Below are 16,630 nucleotides of genomic sequence, written 5' to 3'. Positions count from 1 at the left end.
ATTATTGATGCTAATCGTAAATAATGAAAGTTAATCGTTATAAAAGATGCTTAATTTCTGCCATTGTATCGACATCAGCTTCGTAATCAACACCTGCAACACTAAAGCCAAATAACTTTAAAAACTCTTGATGATAGCCAACATAGTCAGTTAACTCATCAATATTATCAGAATCAACGGTATTCCAAATGTCTGTCACGCGTTTTTGAACGCTATCTTCAAGCTCTTTATGATTTTGACGGTAACGATTTTTATCATCTAAGCGAGGTGTTTCACTGTAGATGTTATCAACAAATAGGTTCTGAATTTGTTCGATACACCCTTCATAAGTGCCATCTGCCTTCATCACCTTAAACATTGCTGAAATATAAAGTGGCATGATAGGTATTGCTGAACTCGCCTGCGTAACGACCGCATTTAATGAGGTAACATGGGCTTCGCCCTTAAGGTTAGCAGTAGCTTTGTTAATTGCCGATGCAGCACGGTCTAAATCTTCTTTCGCTTTACCTATGGTCGCTTTTCCGTATATTGGCCAAGTTAATTCTTTACCAATATAGGTATAAGCTACTGATTTAAATCCTTCTGAAAGAACGCCAGCCTCATTCAATGCCTTAATCCATAGTTCCCAGTCAGCGCCTCCCATTACATCAATGGTACCTTGTATCTCAGCTTCATTTGCTGCTTCAACAGAAATTTCATCAATAACACGCTTTGAGGTATTTAGGTTTTTAGTGGTTACACTTTGACCAATAGGTTTAAGCGTCGATGAATAAACTTCACCGGTATCTGGATCAGTTCGACGAGGCGAAGCAAGTGAGTAAACGATTAGATCAATTTCACCTAATTCAGCTTTAATTGTTTCAATAGCCTTTGCTTTAATTTCATGTGAAAACGCATCACCATTAATATTTTTAGACCAAAGCCCCTCTTGTTCAGCAGCCTTTTGAAACGCCGAAGTATTGTACCAACCTGCACTTGCTGTTTTCTTTTCAGTGGGCGGTTTCTCAAAGAAAATACCTAATGTTTTAGCATTATTACCAAATGCGGCGGTTATACGTGACGATAAGCCATAACCAGTAGATGAACCAATAACCAAAACATTTTTTGGCTTGGCATTAGCCTGTTGATGAGATTTTACATAAGAAATCTGCTCATTGACATGAGCTTCACAGCCCGCTGGGTGTGCATTTGTACAAATAAAACCACGAATTTTAGGTTTAATAACCATAAGAAGACCTTTTAATTAATACTATTTTTATCGCCAAACGACTCGGCAATTTAGTAATTATTCAATATTTATTGCGACATAAATTTAAAAATTGTCGCATAGTTTACGCTACTAAAAAGAATACGAGGTATGACCAGTAAACATTTACCTCAAAATAAAGGATTAAAGCCGCTAGCTATTTTAATAAAAAACATCTGCCTAAACCCGGCCATCAGCTTTTAACGTATAAACAGCGCCTAACATAATGACCCTAGCATGGAAGTACAATGCAAAATATTGTACCGCATCCCACCAACATTAAAGTTAAATCGCAACACCACAATGAGCAAAGTAAATCACACCATCAGTCATAATAATCCTGAAATGATTGTTTCGGGTTATCGGTGACCCATCAATAACCTTGTTAGCTAAATTAACCCATTAAGTAACATAGCTGTTGCCAAATATTATTCATTTTACATAGATAATGATAAGAGTAAATAACAGGTATTTCACGAAAAGTGAATACAATTATGAGGGTAGAATAAATTAGGGATAAAATCGCGAATCATGGTTAGCTAGCGTTTTACCCCATTTATTAGCAAAAGTTACGCTGTTTTTTTACCACCGCCTAAGCATTTAGGCGACAAAGGGGTATTATCTGCATAATACTTGTCCCACTCATCTTTAGTATAAGTATGAAGCGCTAACGCATGTATTTTTTCGGCAAGCTCTGTTGAAAGCAACGAATTAATGGCTCGGTGACGTTTAATTAAGCGCTCTCCGATAAAGTCGTCGGTAACAATAATCACTTTAAAATGAGATTCACTGCCCGGTGCAACATTATGCTGATGGCTTTCATTAATAACATCGAGATGTATTGGAGAAAATGCGGAAAGAAGTTTTTGTTCTATTACAGCTTCAATGGTCATTATTAAATCCCTGATGTGTTTTTCTGTAGTGGAGTAATTTTAGTTTGTTACAGACAATATGCCATCAGTCTGGATGGCTATAGTCGTTTCATTGGCATTAATGGCGAGTAAACAGTTGCCATTATTGATAAAAAAAAATTCATTTATTTATAAAATAGTTTTTAAGCGCTCGAGGCAACTATCACTGGCTCAATTCCCTATATTTTGTCACAATAGCTGACATTCTTCTAGGTGAAAATCGAACCTCTTTATTATGATCAGCCCTTTTATTGTTAACGCAGATGGCGTTTATGACAAGAACCTTTTTTTAGATCGCTACCCCGTTGGTCAAGTTAACCGTGCACTAGTTGCTTGGGATTCAGCCGACGAGTATTTAATTAATTATGTTAATGAGCAAAGTTTAGCGGATAGCCAGCACAACTTACTAATTTTCAATGATAGCTTTGGCGCTATTACCGCTAACTTTACTCAGTCAAATGTGACTACGGTTTCCGATTCTTGGATAAGCCACCAAGGGTTAAGATATAATATTGAGCAAAACGGTTTGTCGCTTGACAATATTAGCCAAATAACGAGTTTGGATGACCTACCCGATAATATTACCGTGGTGTTGTACAAGATACCTAAAAGTAAGTCATTAATGATCGATCAACTTTTATCGATTAAAGCTAAATATAATCAAGAGCTTATTTTTATTGCTAGCGATAAAGCCAAAGATATCCATAGCTCGACGTTAAAATTATTTGAAAAATATTTAGGGACAACAAAAACGTCTTTAGCGGTAAAGAAAGCACGTTTAGTATTCTCTCAACTTGATAACAAGCAAGTTTTATCTTCACCTTTTCCAACAGTTTGGCCGTTAGAAGATAGCGCTTTTATTATCAGTAATCATTCAGGGGTTTATGCTCGTGAAAAACTTGATATTGGTGCTCGCCACTTTATTAAGCACCTTCCTGAAGTCAAAGCAGGTAGTCGTGTTATTGACTTAGGCTGCGGCAATGGTGTGATTGGTTTAGCCGTACTGGCAGAGCAACCCCAGGCATTAGTTACTTTTGTTGATGAATCTTATATGGCTGTTGATTCTGCTAAGACTAATATCAGTAAAAACTTACCAGAGCAATTCGAACAGTGTCAGTTCATGATAAATGACTGCTTAGCCGATATGGAGCCTAATAGTGTTGATTTGATTTTGTGTAACCCTCCTTTTCACCAGCAAAATGCAACCACAGACCATATCGCTTGGCAGATGTTTCGCGATAGCCATAGAGCATTAAAGAACGGTGGTGAGTTACGCATTATTGGTAATCGGCAACTCGGATACCATATTAAACTTAAACGACTTTTTGGTAATGAAAAACTCATTGCCAGCAATGATAAATTTGTCACGCTTTCATCAATAAAATAATGGAGTTAATCAGATCATGAAAAATATATTCATTAACAATAAAATTAAAACATTAGCCGCAACAACTTTACTGCTTGTACTGACGGCTTGTGCCAACAAACCCACTTACGTGGTTATTGCTCCAGATTTAAGCATAAATAATGGTGCATCTAGCCAAAGTGCTTATCAAAATAAACAAGCGAGTTTAACGGTCACTGATTTGCGAAGTGCCCAGCATGTTGTGCAAGTATTAAGAAAAGATGAAGCAGCAGAGGTTTATTCTAGTCAGCAACCATTAAACCGTATTGTTGAGGAAGCGTTAGCCGCTGAATTTAAAAAACAGGGCTTAGACATTAACGCTCAAGCGGGTAATGCAATTGAAATAATTATTGATAATGGCTTGAGCAGCGTGCAACAAGAAATGATGAAATATCAAGTTAACAATGAACTTGTGATCCGCGTAACTGTAAACAATGGCTCACAAACGTTGAGCAACACCTTTAAAGTTCGCGGAACTAGTGAAGGCCCATTGGGCGCAGATATTGCGGTATTAGAGCGAGACTTTAGTCAACAACTTACTCAGTTATTATCTCAAGTTATTAATAACATTGAAATTCAGCGTTTTATAAAGTAATTTTTAACAGCTCCTTTAAAAGAAGAAATGATAATGAAAGGTTTATTTTTTTTACTTATATTTTTATCTGGCACTCTATCAGCGAATAATATTGCCATTGATCCTAATAACTTATTTCCAAAAGTGAAATTAGAAACATCAAAAGGAGTCATCATTGTTGAATTAGACCGCATTCGTGCGCCATTAACTGTTGATAATTTTTTAATGTATGTGGTTAAAGGTGAATACAACAATACGATTTTTCATCGTATTGTCTCAGACTTTATCGTACAAGGCGGTGGCTATGATGAGGACTTCAATTTTAAAAAAGTCACTGGAAATATTGTTAATGAATCAGGTAATGGTTTAAAAAATGAACGTGGCACTATTGCTATGGCAAAAGAAAATCGCCCACATACCGCAAATCGTCAATTCTTTTTTAATATGGCTGACAATAAAAGTTTAGATCCAGGCCGTCGCTGGGGATATACCGTATTCGGCGCCATTATTGAAGGTCAGGCAGTTGTTGATGCTATGAATTTAGCTAAAACACACTATAGCGATGCGATGGGCTGGGACGATGTGCCCGTAGAACCTATTACCTTAATTAAAGCCACTTTATTACCAGAAGAATAAATTTATCCAATAAAATTTCAGCTGTAAATTATAGTCAGGAGGCAATATTTCTGACTATAATAATGCCATAATAAACATTCTTTTTTGTACGTTCTTACAATTAAATGAAAATTAAATTGCCTACACCTTTGACAAACTGTTTTTAATCTACGATATATAAGGTAGTAAATAAACAATAACAACTATTTTCACCATTTCAATAAAGTGGTAGCTACTTTCCTACTCGAATGATTTAAATACGAAAGTGAACTGAGGATGCCATGATAATTGAGCCGTTTATCAACGAAAAAACACAACAAATAGCTTACTATATTAAAGCTGTGATTAACCAATCATTGCATTATACCGAACTCGACACATTCATCCTTGATACCATGGAGGAATGGACATTGCTCAAGGTAAATGATGAAATGCCGAGTAGTGCAAAAGAGCGCGTTTTTTGGCACTTAGTCCATGAGATGAGTTTACATGGAGCACAATCACTGAGCCATGACTTGTATTTTAAAAGTGAAATAACGACCTGTTTAGATTTCTTCACAGGTACTGGCAGTTATCCTATTGACTGTATTGGTTGGCGTCCGTTACCTTAGGCTAACGTTAGTAAAATCCTCGACACTTGCTCACAGAACTCAAGAATAAACTTCTGTTTTCAATAACATTTTGATAGCCTATGCCTACTAAGATTTTTGTAGGCAATTGCATGACCACTCAACAAACATTCAAAGAAGCTATTCTCAATAAAAGAATGTTGATTTGTATCTTCACCGGATTCACTTCGGGCTTGCCGTTATTTATTTTATATCAACTGGTACCTGGTTGGTTAAGATCAGAAGGAGTAAGTCTAGTTGAGATAGGTTTATTCTCATTAATTGGCATTCCTTATGTTTGGAAGTTTATTTGGTCACCATTGATGGACAGGTATTCTTTTCCGATGCTAGGTCGACGTCGAAGCTGGATGTTCGCTACGCAAGTTTTATTACTCTTCTCTATCGCTGGTTTTGGTTTTATAGACCCTACTATAAATATTTGGTCTGTCGCTTATCTTGCCGCTGCTGTTGCTTTTTTTAGTGCAAGCCAAGATATTGTTCTTGATGCTTATCGCAGGGAGTTATTGCAAGAACACGAACTGGGCTTAGGTAATTCTATCCATGTACAGGCTTATCGTCTATCTGGCTTAGTGCCGGGCTCGTTAGCTTTTATATTGGCTGACCATATCAGCTGGCAATCAGTTTTTCTTATTGTTGCTGCGTTTATGCTCATCGGTATTTTACTGACCTTATGTATTAAAGAGAGTAAAAGCGAACATCTTGCTCCTAAAACATTACATGATGCTGTTGTATTGCCTTTTAGAGATTTTATTTCACGAAAAGGTTTTAAAAGTGCCTTACAAATTCTCATTTTTTTATTTTTATACAAATTAGGCGACAGTATGGCTACAGCCCTGCAAACTCCCTTTTTTATAGACTTAGGCTTTACTAAAACAGAAATTGGTGTGGTTGCTAAAACAGCGTCGCTTATTGCGATGACTATCGGGCTTGCTGTTGGCGGCATTGTAATGATAAAGCTCAGTATAAATAAGGCATTATGGTTGTTTGGCTTTGTGCAAATCATCAGCATATTAGGCTTTGCCGCTTTAGCAGAAATAGGTCATAATACTTATGCTTTAGCTTTTGCGATGGGCTTTGAATACTTAGGTGTTGGTTTAGGTACAGCGGCATTTACTGCCTTTATAGCAAGAACAACCAACCCCGCTTTTGCTGCAACGCAATTTGCACTATTTACGGCGCTAACCGCTTTGCCTCGAACCTTTGCCAATGCAACAACTGGCCTTATTGTAGAGCAAATAGGTTGGACATCGTTCTACTTTCTTTGTACTTTCCTCGCGATCCCAGGAATGCTTATGTTATTTAAAGTTGCTCCTTGGAGCGAAAAAGTCCCTTTCGAAACAAAAAATAAAACCGAGGAATTAATATGATTAAACTGTTCTTTCTACTCCCTATTATCATGTGCCTTTTTTGGTGGCGATATCTAGATGCTAAAGGCTTTAGTGTAAAAGAAGGTGTGAAAGGTTTTGCTTATATTATTGCTTTAAATACCGTACTCATTGGATTTTTAGTGGTAATGATATACGTTACTCACGGATGACGACTGCTGATATCCTGATACCAAATCCATCGTTATGAGACCACCTCAGTCAACCAGATACCGCCTCAGTCATCCTGATAACAACTCCGTCATCCTTCATCCTGATAACGCGTCCGTCGTCATCCTGATAACAACTCCATCATCCTGATACCACCTCCGTCATCCTGAACTTGTTTCAGGATCTCGTCGTTGACAACACAAAAGCAGATACTGAAATAAATTCAGCATGACGGCAAAGGGATAAGCCTAAGTCATCCTGATAACACCTCTGTCATCCTGAACTTGTTTCAGGATCTCATCGTTGACAACACAAAAGCAGATACTGAAATAAATTCAGCATGACGGCAAAGGGATAAACCTCAGTCATTTTGATAACACCTCCGTCATCCTGATACCACATCCGTCGTCATCCTGATACCACATCCGTCATCCTGAACTTGTTTCAGGATCTCGTCGTTAACAACACAAAAAGCAGATACTGAAATAAATTCAGCATGACGGTAAAGGGATAAGCCTCAGTCATTTTGATAACATCTCCGTCATCCTTATAACGTGTCCGTCGTCATCCTGATACCACATCCGTCACCCTGAACTTGTTTCAGGATCTCATCGTTGACAACACAAAAGCAGATACTGAAATAAATTCAGCATGACGGCAAAGGGATAAACCTCAGTCATTCGGATAACACCGCCGTTATCCTGATACCGCCTCCGTCATCCTGATACCACACCCGTCATCCTGAACTTGTTTCAGGATCTCATCGTTGACAACACAAAAGCAGATACTGAAATAAATTCAGTATGACGGTAAAGGGATAAGCCTCAGTCATTCTGATACCCCCTCCTTCATCCTGATACCACATCCGTCATCCTGAACTTGTTTCAGGATCTCGTCGTTAACAATTCAAAAGCAGATACTGAAATAAATTCAGCATGACGGCAAAGGGATAAGCCTCCTTCATTCTGATAACGCGTCCGTCGTCATCCTGATAACACACCCATCATCCTGATAACAAGTCCGTCATCCTAATACCACCTCCGTCATCCTGAACTTGTTTCAGGATCTCGTTGTTGACAACACAAAAGCAGATACTGAAATAAATTCAGCATGACGGTAAAGGGATAAGCCTCAGTCATTCTGATAATACCTCATTCATCCTGATAACGCGTCCGTCGTCATCCTGATACCACATCCGTCATCCTGAACTTGTTTCAGGATCTCCTCATAAAAAACACATAAAAAAAGCTTACTCAAAAAATGAGTAAGCTTTTAGAATTCAATGTTTTTAAAGTAGTGTTTAAAAAACTGAACGAAATGATGAGCGACCGCTACGACGTGTAGAGCGTCGGTTTCTCATACGACTATGAAGTTCGCGACGTTTAGAATCTAGCCACTCTTCACGAGTCACTGTAGCATCACCACTACGACCTTCTTCTCGGCTACGATAAGCACAAAACTCTAGAAACGCTTCAATATCGTCTTTCAGTTCTTCGGCAACTAATTCAATCATGATGGCGTCGTCTAAAAAGCCTAATACAGGAATATGGTCAGGTACTAAATCTTCTGGATCACTAAAATAAGCCAATGCACTTAGCACATCACTGCGCTCTTCTGCTGGAATTTTCCATTCAGAGTCTTCTATCATCGCCACTAAAGTTTCTAGTTTTTTAATGCGCTCGCTGACAAATTCTGGAACACTTCCTTTAATATCTTGGCTAATACTCTTAGCGTTACTTAAAATAACTGCTTCACTAAGTTTAGCAGCTCCTGATTGTGCTTTACGCATTACATCACGGAAGTGGTCTAAGTCTGACTCTGTTAATTCAAATTTAACTTCAAACGCCATTATAATTCTCCTGTATTTGGCTTTTCTATTACTACACTTTGTTTATTATTTACTTTTTTGCATAATAGTAAACATAGTACATTCAACCCTATTTTTCTTATTAGAGTAAATTTAGCAGATAGTTATACAAACAGCACGCAGTTAACTCAATTAATTTGTAAATATTTATAACTTTTCATTCACACTTTTATAAACATAATGCTATGATTTTGTTCTATTGTTTGTATTTATTCTGAAACTTTTATGCAAAATACCGAGTTAGTTAAAAAAAATAGTGATCTTGATATCACGCCATCAGTCTCTGAACAGCCTGATACCATGAGAAGTTCAGTAAATAACAATTGTGATAATTGTCATCAGCCACTCAACGGTCCTTTTTGTGGTCAGTGTGGTCAACAAGCAGAATCAACATTGAAATATTTTTGGGTGGTGATATTACACCTTCTTGATGATATTTTTAGTTTTGATTCTCGTGCCGCCCGAACTATATTGCCATTAGTTGCTCGTCCTGGTTTTTTAACTAATGAGTATATTGCGGGAAAACGCGTGCATTACGTGCCTCCGCTACGTCTGTACCTTTTTGTGAGTATTGTCTTTTTTATTACCTTAAAATTTTTTGTGCTCTCAGACAGTAATACTCTTCTCGCGGTAAGCGACAATCAGACATCAATCACTCAAATCAAAGATCAGCTTATTTTACTTGAAAAAAACAAGCTTAAAGCCATTGATGGCTCACCAGACAATACCGTTGATTTGTCAGAAACAACAAAAAGTATCGCAAAATTTGAAACCTATTTAACCGATATTAATAAAGATTACAGTATTGAAAAAAATAAACGGTTAATTGATATGACCAAAACACTTGTCGATTTAGAATTAAGACAATTTAAAGATGGACAAGCACTTAGTGGGAATAAAAAAGAACGTTATGATTTATTAACCTCAAATATTGCAAAATTTAAAAATGGTGAGGAACTAGATAATGTAGAAAAAACTTCTACGACCATAGGCAATAATGCCGATGGTACCTTGTCTTTTGATTTTTTAAGTGACGAGAATAATAAAAGCCTTAATGTGTTTACAAAGTCTTTGATCAAGAAAGCAGAAAATGCCTTCCGCTCTGATGCAACGCCACTAGTGCAAGAAGTTATTGGAAAATTACCGCAATTAATGTTTGTTTTACTACCTCTTTTTGCTGTTTTATTAAAAATAATGTTTATATTTTCCAAACGACTGTATATGGAACATTTAACGGTTGCCTTGCACAGCCATAGTTTTATTTTCTTTACTATATTGTTGGTAGAGTTACTAGATGTGTTTGCTGGCTATAGTGAAACAGTCCTCCCTGTACTTACTGGCTCGATTGAATTTGCCAGTAAAGCCTTATTAATTTGGATCCCGATATATTTATTTATCATGCAAAAGCGCGTCTATAAACAGGGTTATTTTTTGACCTTTATCAAATATTCGTTTATCGGCACCGCCTATATGATACTTATTGGCTTCACAGGTGTAATTGCCTTCGTTTGGGGCTTAACAGATATTTAACTAACAGTTTCAGTTACCCTGCCCTGATACAAGCCCGTTATGCTGATATGGATTCCGTCAACCAGATACCGTATCCGTCGTCATCCTGATACCACCTACGAGATCCTGATACCACCTCCGTCATCCTGATACCACCTACGTCATCCTGAACTTGTTTCAGGATCTCGTCGTTAACAACACAAAAGCAGATACTGAAATAAATTCAGCATGACGGTAAAGGGATAACTAGACACTGTTAGTCTGATAACACCTCCTTCATCCTGATAACACCTCCGTCATCCTGAACTTGTTTCAGGATCTCGTCGTTAACAACACAAAAGCAGATACTGAAATAAATTCAGCATGACGGCAAAGGGATAAGCATCCGTCATCCTGAACTTGTTTCAGGATCTCGTCGTTAACAACACAAAAAGCAGATACTGAAATAAATTCAGCATGACGACAAAGGGATAAGCCTCAGTCATTCTGAACTTGTTTCAGGATCTCGTCGTTAACAACACAAAAAGCAGATACTGAAATAAATTCAGCATGACGATAAAGGGATAAGGCTCAGTCATTTTGATAACACCTTCGTTCTTTCTACACAGAAAAGCCGGATAAGTAATTAACTTATCCGGCTTTTATAAAATAAAATGAACGCTTCTAAAAGCGTTCTTTATAAAGGTTACTCAGCTAAAGGACGCATATGAGGGAACAAAATAACATCTTTGATCGTTGGTGAGTCAGTAAACAGCATCACTAAACGGTCAATACCAATACCTTCACCCGCAGTTGGCGGTAAACCATATTCAAGCGCTTGAATATAGTCTTCATCATAATGCATCGCTTCATCGTCACCAGCATCTTTGCCTTCAACTTGGTTGCGGAAACGTGCTGCTTGGTCTTCTGCGTCATTAAGCTCAGAGAAGCCATTCGCTAATTCACGGCCACCAACGAAAAATTCAAAACGGTCAGTAATAAATGGGTTGTCATCATTACGACGTGCTAATGGTGAAACTTCCCAAGGGTACTCTGTAATGAAAGTAGGTTGATCAAGCATATGCTCAGCAACTTCTTCAAATATTTCACAAATGTATTTACCTGGGCCCCATACTTTTGATGCTTCTGTTTCTTTAACACCGACAGTTTTGGCCATAGCTTTAAGTGCGTCGAAGTTTGCTTCTGGGTTACGTAAAATGTTTTCGTCTAGGTCGTTACCGTATAATAAAATAGCATCAACCATAGATAAGCGCGTAAACGATTTTCCAAAGTCATAAAATTTCTCTTCAACGACTTCGCCATCACTATTTTTAACTGTGTTACGAATAACAGAGCTACCTAGTACGTTTTCAGCAAGAGTACGTAACATATCTTCAGTGATATTCATTAAATCAATGTAATCTGCATAAGCTTGATAGAATTCAATCATAGTGAATTCTGGGTTATGACGTGAAGATAAGCCTTCGTTACGGAAGTTACGGTTAATTTCGAATACTTTTTCAAAACCACCAACGACTAAGCGCTTTAAATAAAGCTCAGGGGCAATACGCATATACATTTGAATGTCTAAGGCATTATGAAAAGTTTCAAAAGGTTTAGCCGTTGCGCCACCAGGAATAGTTTGTAACATTGGCGTTTCAACTTCCATGAAACCACGAACAGTTAAAAACTGACGAATACCTTCAACAATTTTTGAACGAATAAGGAAAGTATTACGCGTTTCTTCATTGATGATTAAATCAACATAGCGTTGACGATACTTAGTTTCAACATCAGATAAACCGTGGAATTTTTCAGGTAACGGACGCAATGACTTAGTGAGTAATTGATATTCGTCCATATTGACATATAAATCGCCTTTACCAGACATATGCATAGTGCCGGTAACACCGATAATATCGCCGATATCTAAAGTGCCCCAACGCTCTTTAATATCTTTTTGCACTGTTTTATGTGCATAAGCTTGGATGCGACCAGACATATCTTGTAGTACCAAAAATGGCCCACGCTTAGCCATAACTCGACCAGCAATACTATAGGTTGCGGTTTCAGCTTCAAGTGTTTCTTTATCTTTCTCACCATGCTCAGCTTGTAAATCAGCAGCGTAGTGTTTTCGGTCAAACTTGTTTGGGTGGCCATTAGCCGGACAGTTTTCACGAATTTTCGCTAATTTACCGCGACGTTCGGCGATTAATTTGTTTTCATCTTGCTGATTTACTTGTGCTTGGTCGGTCATTTTTTTTCTCGTTAACTTTTTAAGTTTTGATTGTCGAACCTTGCCACGCAAGGCTCTTCTACTTTATAAACCAGATTTTAGGCTGGCTTCTAAAAATTTGTCTAAATCGCCATCTAAAACTGCTTGGGTATTTCGATTTTCAACGCCTGTGCGTAAATCTTTAATTCGGCTGTCGTCTAAAACGTATGAGCGTATTTGACTACCCCAGCCAATGTCAGATTTACCATCTTCTAATTCTTGCTTGCCTTCATTTTTCTTTTGCATTTCCATTTCAAAGAGCTTAGCTTTTAACAACTTCATCGCCGTTGCACGGTTCTTATGTTGAGAGCGGTCAGCTTGACAAGCGACAACAGCGCCCGTTGGAACATGGGTAATACGAATAGCTGAATCAGTTTTATTAACATGTTGACCACCAGCGCCCGAGGCACGAAAGGTATCAATACGTAAATCAGCAGGATTAATATCGATTTCAATATTATCGTCAATCTCAGGATAAATAAATGCCGAAGCAAATGAGGTATGACGACGACCACTGGAATCAAATGGTGATTTTCTTACTAAGCGATGAACACCTGTTTCTGTACGTAACCAGCCATAAGCGTATTCACCGGTATACTTAATCGTACACCCTTTAATACCGGCAACATCACCGTCAGTCACTTCAATCGCTTCTGTTTTATAACCGTGTGCTTCACCCCAACGCAAATACATACGCATTAACATTTCAGCCCAGTCTTGTGCTTCAGTGCCACCAGAGCCCGATTGAATATCTAAATAACAGCTGTTTTCGTCATGTTCACCAGAAAACATCCGGCGAAATTCTAATTTTTCTAAACTTTTTTCTAGCGCTTGAATTTCATCGTTCGCATCGTTAAAGGTTTCTTCGTCGTCTTCTTCTAGAGCAAGTTCAACTAAACCTTCAACGTCTTCACAGCCTCGATCCATTTCATCAATGGTTTCAACGATGGCTTCAAGAGAAGAGCGCTCTTTACCGAGTGCTTGTGCTCGTTCAGGATCATTCCAAACTTCAGGTGACTCTAATTCACGCACCACTTCAACCAAACGTTCTGATCTTTGGTCGTAGTCAAAGATACCCCCGAAGCATATCTGTACGCTCGCGGATGTCTTTAATCTTGTTTAATACCGGGTTAGCTTCAATCATAGTTTATAATTTTACATCGCAAATTTGGCGTCAAGATGCACGCCCGAAAGAATAAAATAAAATAGTCGCGCATTATAGCGTAATTTCATCGCTAAATAAACGATTTAACTGACTAAACTGGCTGAAAATAAAGCAATGAATCGCCAGGCTTTTATTCAAGGTATTCCACAATAAATTGCACACTTTGCTTGCCACGAAATTCATTAATATCGAGACGGTAAGCAAGGTGGACTTGTTGAGTTTGATGGTCAGGCCAACGGCTTAAGTCAACATTAAAAGCGATAGCATCAAAAACTTGCCCCGCTTTTTCAACAACCAGTTTCAGATGTTTCTGGCCGACAATACGTTGCTGAACCAGCTTAAATTTATCGTCAAATAAAGGTTCGATAAAGTTTTGTCCCCAAGGGCCAGAATCACGTAATAGCTGAGCAAAAGATAAGGTCATTTCATTGGTGGGTAGTTCGCCATCGGAGGCGAGCGTACCTTTGAGATCGTCACTGCTTAACCAAAGCTCGGCATATTGATTTAATAAGCGCTGAAATTCTTCAAAGTTTTCTTCTGCTATTGATAAGCCAGCTGCCATGGCGTGGCCACCAAATTTAATAATGATATTTGGGTGCTGCGTGTCAATATGTTCCAGTAAATCTCTAATATGTAAACCAGGAATAGAGCGTGCTGAACCTTTAATTTCACTGGTTTTTCCTGTTTTCTCAAGTGAAAGGTCATCACTCGTGCCAGCAAAAACAATACTGGGTCGGTGATACTTTTCTTTTAAACGACCAGCAACAATACCGATAACCCCCTGATGCCAATCTTTTTGAAACAAAGAAATCGCGTGCGGTAAGTTATCATCAGAAAAATTTAAGCTTTTCAGCACTTGTTCTGCTTCTTGCTGCATGCCCTGCTCGATTTCTCGGCGCGACTTATTTAAATCATCAAGATCAGCAGCCATTACTCGAGCAGAAGCAAGGTCTTTGGCAAGCAAACAATTAATACCGTAAGACATATCGTCTAAACGCCCTGCGGCATTTATTCTTGGACCCAAAGCAAAACCAAAATCACTAGCAACTATCTTTTTCTGATCTTTACCGGCTATTTCGAGCAACGCTTGAATGCCTGGGCGCGTAACTCCCGCACGAATTCTTTTCAAGCCTTGTTCAACCAAAATTCGATTATTGTTGTCAAGAGAAACAACATCGGCTACGGTCCCCAAGGCAACTAAGTCAAGGAGTTGAGCAATATTAGGCTCTGCTATTTTTTTGTCAACGAACCAGTTCTTGTCACGTAAATATTTACGCATTGCCATCATAAAATAAAAAGCAACACCAACACCCGCCAGCGCTTTACTGGCGAAGTCACAGCCAACTTGGTTTGGATTAATAATAGCGTCGGCATCAGGTAGTGTCATGCCCGGTAAGTGATGGTCGGTAACAATAACACCTAATCCTAATGACTTGGCTTTAGCGACGCCGGCAACACAACTAATACCATTATCAACGGTTATTAATAGCTCAGCGCCTTGCTTAGCAGCTATTTCGACAATTTCAGGTGTTAAACCATAACCATATATAAATCGATTAGGTACTAGGAATTGATAATTATCACAGCCAAACAAACGTAAAGCTTCCATCATTAATGCAGTGCTAGTCGCACCATCTGCATCAAAATCCCCAATAATGGCAATGTTTTTATTCGCGACTAAGCCTTCATATAAAACCTCACAGCCTTGATTAATCCCTTTTAAACTTTCAATGGCACAGAGTTGGCTGACATTAAGTTCGAGTTCAATTGCCTTATCAATACCGCGGCTGGCATATATCTGCTTAATAAGTGGATGAAGATGATTGGGAAGATGGTTATCTTCAACTTTGACACGGCGTACTATTTGCTTTTGCATAAGGAGAGTTTCTGATGATTAATTGAATGAGGTTAAGAGAGCAAAATGGCAGGCTATTTGGCCTGCCACTTAGGTTAAATCATTAACAAACGATTATAATTTATCCTGCCGCTTTCATCTGTTCAATTATAGCAACAAGCGCATCCGGTTCTTGATAGCCAGGTAACATCATACCGTTTTCTAAAATAACAGCCGGTGTGCCACTAACCCCAACTTGACGGCCAAAATCAAACTCATCTTCAATGGGTTTATCACATATACGTTGTGCAACATTTGAACCCATTTTAGCTTTTGTTAACGCATCTGCTGGATTTTCGTGACACCAAATAGAGCGTAAATCTTTAAAGCCTTGAGAATATTGACCCGAACGGTCTTTCACACCTGAACGAGGGTAAGCTAAATAACGTACCGTGATACCTTTTTCATTATATTCATCCATTTGTTCATGCATCTTACGGCAGTAGCCACAAGTGATATCGGTGAATACGGTAACAACATGCTTTTCATTTTTTGCTGGATAGACAATCATCGCATCAGCAAACTTGTCCAAACCATCAAGTCGAACTTGCGCTAAACTTGCTTCTGAATAATTGACAACCTTGCCGCCTAAACCATAAAGTTTACCTTGAATGAAAAATTGACCATCGGCACTCGCATAGAATAAACCTTGGTTAGTGATAAGTTCAACTAAACCAGGCATAGCTGATGGTTTAACCGCATCAATTTCTAGGCCTAACATTAAACTAAGCTTTGCTTTTAATTGAACCGCATCGAATTCGGTAGGATTATTGATGGTAGATGTGGTGGTTGAGGCGCTACTTGCAACCACAGTCGGCTGCTCTACAGCAAACACTAAACCAGCAACACCGATACAAACCGCCGTAAGGGCAAGGGAAATTTTCTTAAACATTAATGACTTCCTAAAAGTAGAACTAACAATCGGTAATCTCAGTGATTACACAAGATTAATTGAGCTATATAACATGACCGTTTCTTAGTGAGTAAAATTACAGGGAATTGAAATAAAATGCAATAAACCTAGTC

14 protein-coding genes are annotated in these 16,630 nt (G+C 38.3%); 7 read left to right on the top strand and 7 right to left on the bottom strand.

Annotated features, from left to right (window positions below):
- Positions 1–37: 37 nt before the first annotated feature.
- Together fabV and H4J56_RS10505 are read right to left on the bottom strand one after the other, a co-directional pair.
- On the bottom strand, positions 38–1,228 hold the full coding sequence (gene fabV, locus H4J56_RS10510) for an enoyl-ACP reductase FabV (protein ID WP_182217578.1): 1,191 nt from the start codon (positions 1,226–1,228) through the stop codon (positions 38–40).
- Between the two features lie 587 nt (positions 1,229–1,815).
- Positions 1,816–2,139: a BolA/IbaG family iron-sulfur metabolism protein gene (locus tag H4J56_RS10505; RefSeq protein ID WP_182217577.1), complete on the bottom strand. Its 324-nt coding sequence runs from the start codon at positions 2,137–2,139 to the stop codon at positions 1,816–1,818.
- A 253-nt stretch (positions 2,140–2,392) separates the two neighbouring features.
- Here H4J56_RS10505 and H4J56_RS10500 point away from each other — a divergent pair, with 253 nt between their 5' ends.
- The 6 genes from H4J56_RS10500 (at position 2,393) to H4J56_RS10475 (ending at position 6,917) form a co-directional block, all read left to right on the top strand.
- Entirely contained in the window at positions 2,393–3,544 is a 1,152-nt protein-coding gene (locus H4J56_RS10500) for a methyltransferase (RefSeq protein ID WP_182259294.1), read from the top strand.
- A 16-nt stretch (positions 3,545–3,560) separates the two neighbouring features.
- On the top strand, positions 3,561–4,157 hold the full coding sequence (locus H4J56_RS10495) for a YajG family lipoprotein (RefSeq protein WP_182217573.1): 597 nt from the start codon (positions 3,561–3,563) through the stop codon (positions 4,155–4,157).
- Between the two features lie 33 nt (positions 4,158–4,190).
- A complete protein-coding gene (locus H4J56_RS10490; protein WP_182217571.1) occupies positions 4,191–4,772 on the top strand; it encodes a peptidylprolyl isomerase in 582 nt (193 codons plus the stop codon).
- A gap of 260 nt (positions 4,773–5,032) precedes the next feature.
- Positions 5,033–5,362, top strand: a complete 330-nt coding sequence (locus H4J56_RS10485) for a hypothetical protein (RefSeq protein WP_182217569.1) — start codon at positions 5,033–5,035, stop codon at positions 5,360–5,362.
- Between the two features lie 110 nt (positions 5,363–5,472).
- The gene (locus H4J56_RS10480) at positions 5,473–6,747 is read left to right on the top strand and encodes an AmpG family muropeptide MFS transporter (protein WP_182217568.1); all 1,275 of its coding nucleotides are present in this window, start codon (positions 5,473–5,475) and stop codon (positions 6,745–6,747) included.
- Positions 6,744–6,917, top strand: coding sequence for a hypothetical protein (locus H4J56_RS10475; protein WP_170246384.1), 174 nt, complete (start codon positions 6,744–6,746; stop codon positions 6,915–6,917). The genes H4J56_RS10480 and H4J56_RS10475 overlap by 4 nt, the downstream gene beginning before the upstream one ends.
- Before the next feature lie 1,298 nt (positions 6,918–8,215).
- On the opposite strand, the gene H4J56_RS10470 is transcribed toward H4J56_RS10475, so the two are convergent.
- Positions 8,216–8,764: a YkvA family protein gene (locus H4J56_RS10470; RefSeq protein WP_182217566.1), complete on the bottom strand. Its 549-nt coding sequence runs from the start codon at positions 8,762–8,764 to the stop codon at positions 8,216–8,218.
- Between the two features lie 243 nt (positions 8,765–9,007).
- Between H4J56_RS10470 and H4J56_RS10465 the strand changes: the two genes are divergently transcribed.
- A complete protein-coding gene (locus H4J56_RS10465; RefSeq protein WP_182250777.1) occupies positions 9,008–10,312 on the top strand; it encodes a DUF3667 domain-containing protein in 1,305 nt (434 codons plus the stop codon).
- Between the two features lie 664 nt (positions 10,313–10,976).
- On the opposite strand, the gene lysS is transcribed toward H4J56_RS10465, so the two are convergent.
- The 4 genes from lysS to dsbC form a co-directional block, all read right to left on the bottom strand.
- Positions 10,977–12,527 (bottom strand): lysine--tRNA ligase, encoded by a 1,551-nt coding sequence (gene lysS / locus H4J56_RS10460; RefSeq protein WP_070377186.1) that lies wholly within the window; start codon positions 12,525–12,527, stop codon positions 10,977–10,979.
- A gap of 63 nt (positions 12,528–12,590) precedes the next feature.
- Positions 12,591–13,689 (bottom strand): peptide chain release factor 2 gene (prfB, locus tag H4J56_RS10455; RefSeq protein ID WP_182221813.1). Its coding sequence is split into 2 segments (ribosomal slippage): positions 12,591–13,613 and positions 13,615–13,689, totalling 1,098 coding nucleotides; the frame shifts between segments, so codons are not numbered across the junction.
- A 151-nt stretch (positions 13,690–13,840) separates the two neighbouring features.
- Positions 13,841–15,586 carry a single-stranded-DNA-specific exonuclease RecJ gene (gene recJ / locus H4J56_RS10450; protein ID WP_182221814.1) on the bottom strand — a complete coding sequence of 582 codons (1,746 nt, stop codon included), beginning with the start codon at positions 15,584–15,586 and terminating at the stop codon, positions 13,841–13,843.
- Positions 15,587–15,686: 100 nt separating this feature from the next.
- Positions 15,687–16,496 (bottom strand): bifunctional protein-disulfide isomerase/oxidoreductase DsbC, encoded by an 810-nt coding sequence (dsbC, locus tag H4J56_RS10445; protein WP_182221815.1) that lies wholly within the window; start codon positions 16,494–16,496, stop codon positions 15,687–15,689.
- Positions 16,497–16,630: the final 134 nt, after the last annotated feature.

This window comes from Colwellia sp. BRX8-4 (assembly GCF_014077345.1).
Lineage (GTDB): Bacteria > Pseudomonadota > Gammaproteobacteria > Enterobacterales > Alteromonadaceae > Colwellia_A.
Note: the sequence above shows the minus strand (reverse complement) of the source record. Positions and strands in the feature narration are given on the sequence as shown.

Coding starts and splice junctions, on each gene's coding strand:
- fabV (WP_182217578.1), bottom strand. CDS start 1,228: ATGGTTATTAAACCTAAAATTCGTGGTTTTATTTGTACAAATGCACAC.
- H4J56_RS10505 (WP_182217577.1), bottom strand. CDS start 2,139: ATGACCATTGAAGCTGTAATAGAACAAAAACTTCTTTCCGCATTTTCT.
- H4J56_RS10500 (WP_182259294.1), top strand. CDS start 2,393: ATGATCAGCCCTTTTATTGTTAACGCAGATGGCGTTTATGACAAGAAC.
- H4J56_RS10495 (WP_182217573.1), top strand. CDS start 3,561: ATGAAAAATATATTCATTAACAATAAAATTAAAACATTAGCCGCAACA.
- H4J56_RS10490 (WP_182217571.1), top strand. CDS start 4,191: ATGAAAGGTTTATTTTTTTTACTTATATTTTTATCTGGCACTCTATCA.
- H4J56_RS10485 (WP_182217569.1), top strand. CDS start 5,033: ATGATAATTGAGCCGTTTATCAACGAAAAAACACAACAAATAGCTTAC.
- H4J56_RS10480 (WP_182217568.1), top strand. CDS start 5,473: ATGACCACTCAACAAACATTCAAAGAAGCTATTCTCAATAAAAGAATG.
- H4J56_RS10475 (WP_170246384.1), top strand. CDS start 6,744: ATGATTAAACTGTTCTTTCTACTCCCTATTATCATGTGCCTTTTTTGG.
- H4J56_RS10470 (WP_182217566.1), bottom strand. CDS start 8,764: ATGGCGTTTGAAGTTAAATTTGAATTAACAGAGTCAGACTTAGACCAC.
- H4J56_RS10465 (WP_182250777.1), top strand. CDS start 9,008: ATGCAAAATACCGAGTTAGTTAAAAAAAATAGTGATCTTGATATCACG.
- lysS (WP_070377186.1), bottom strand. CDS start 12,527: ATGACCGACCAAGCACAAGTAAATCAGCAAGATGAAAACAAATTAATC.
- recJ (WP_182221814.1), bottom strand. CDS start 15,586: ATGCAAAAGCAAATAGTACGCCGTGTCAAAGTTGAAGATAACCATCTT.
- dsbC (WP_182221815.1), bottom strand. CDS start 16,496: ATGTTTAAGAAAATTTCCCTTGCCCTTACGGCGGTTTGTATCGGTGTT.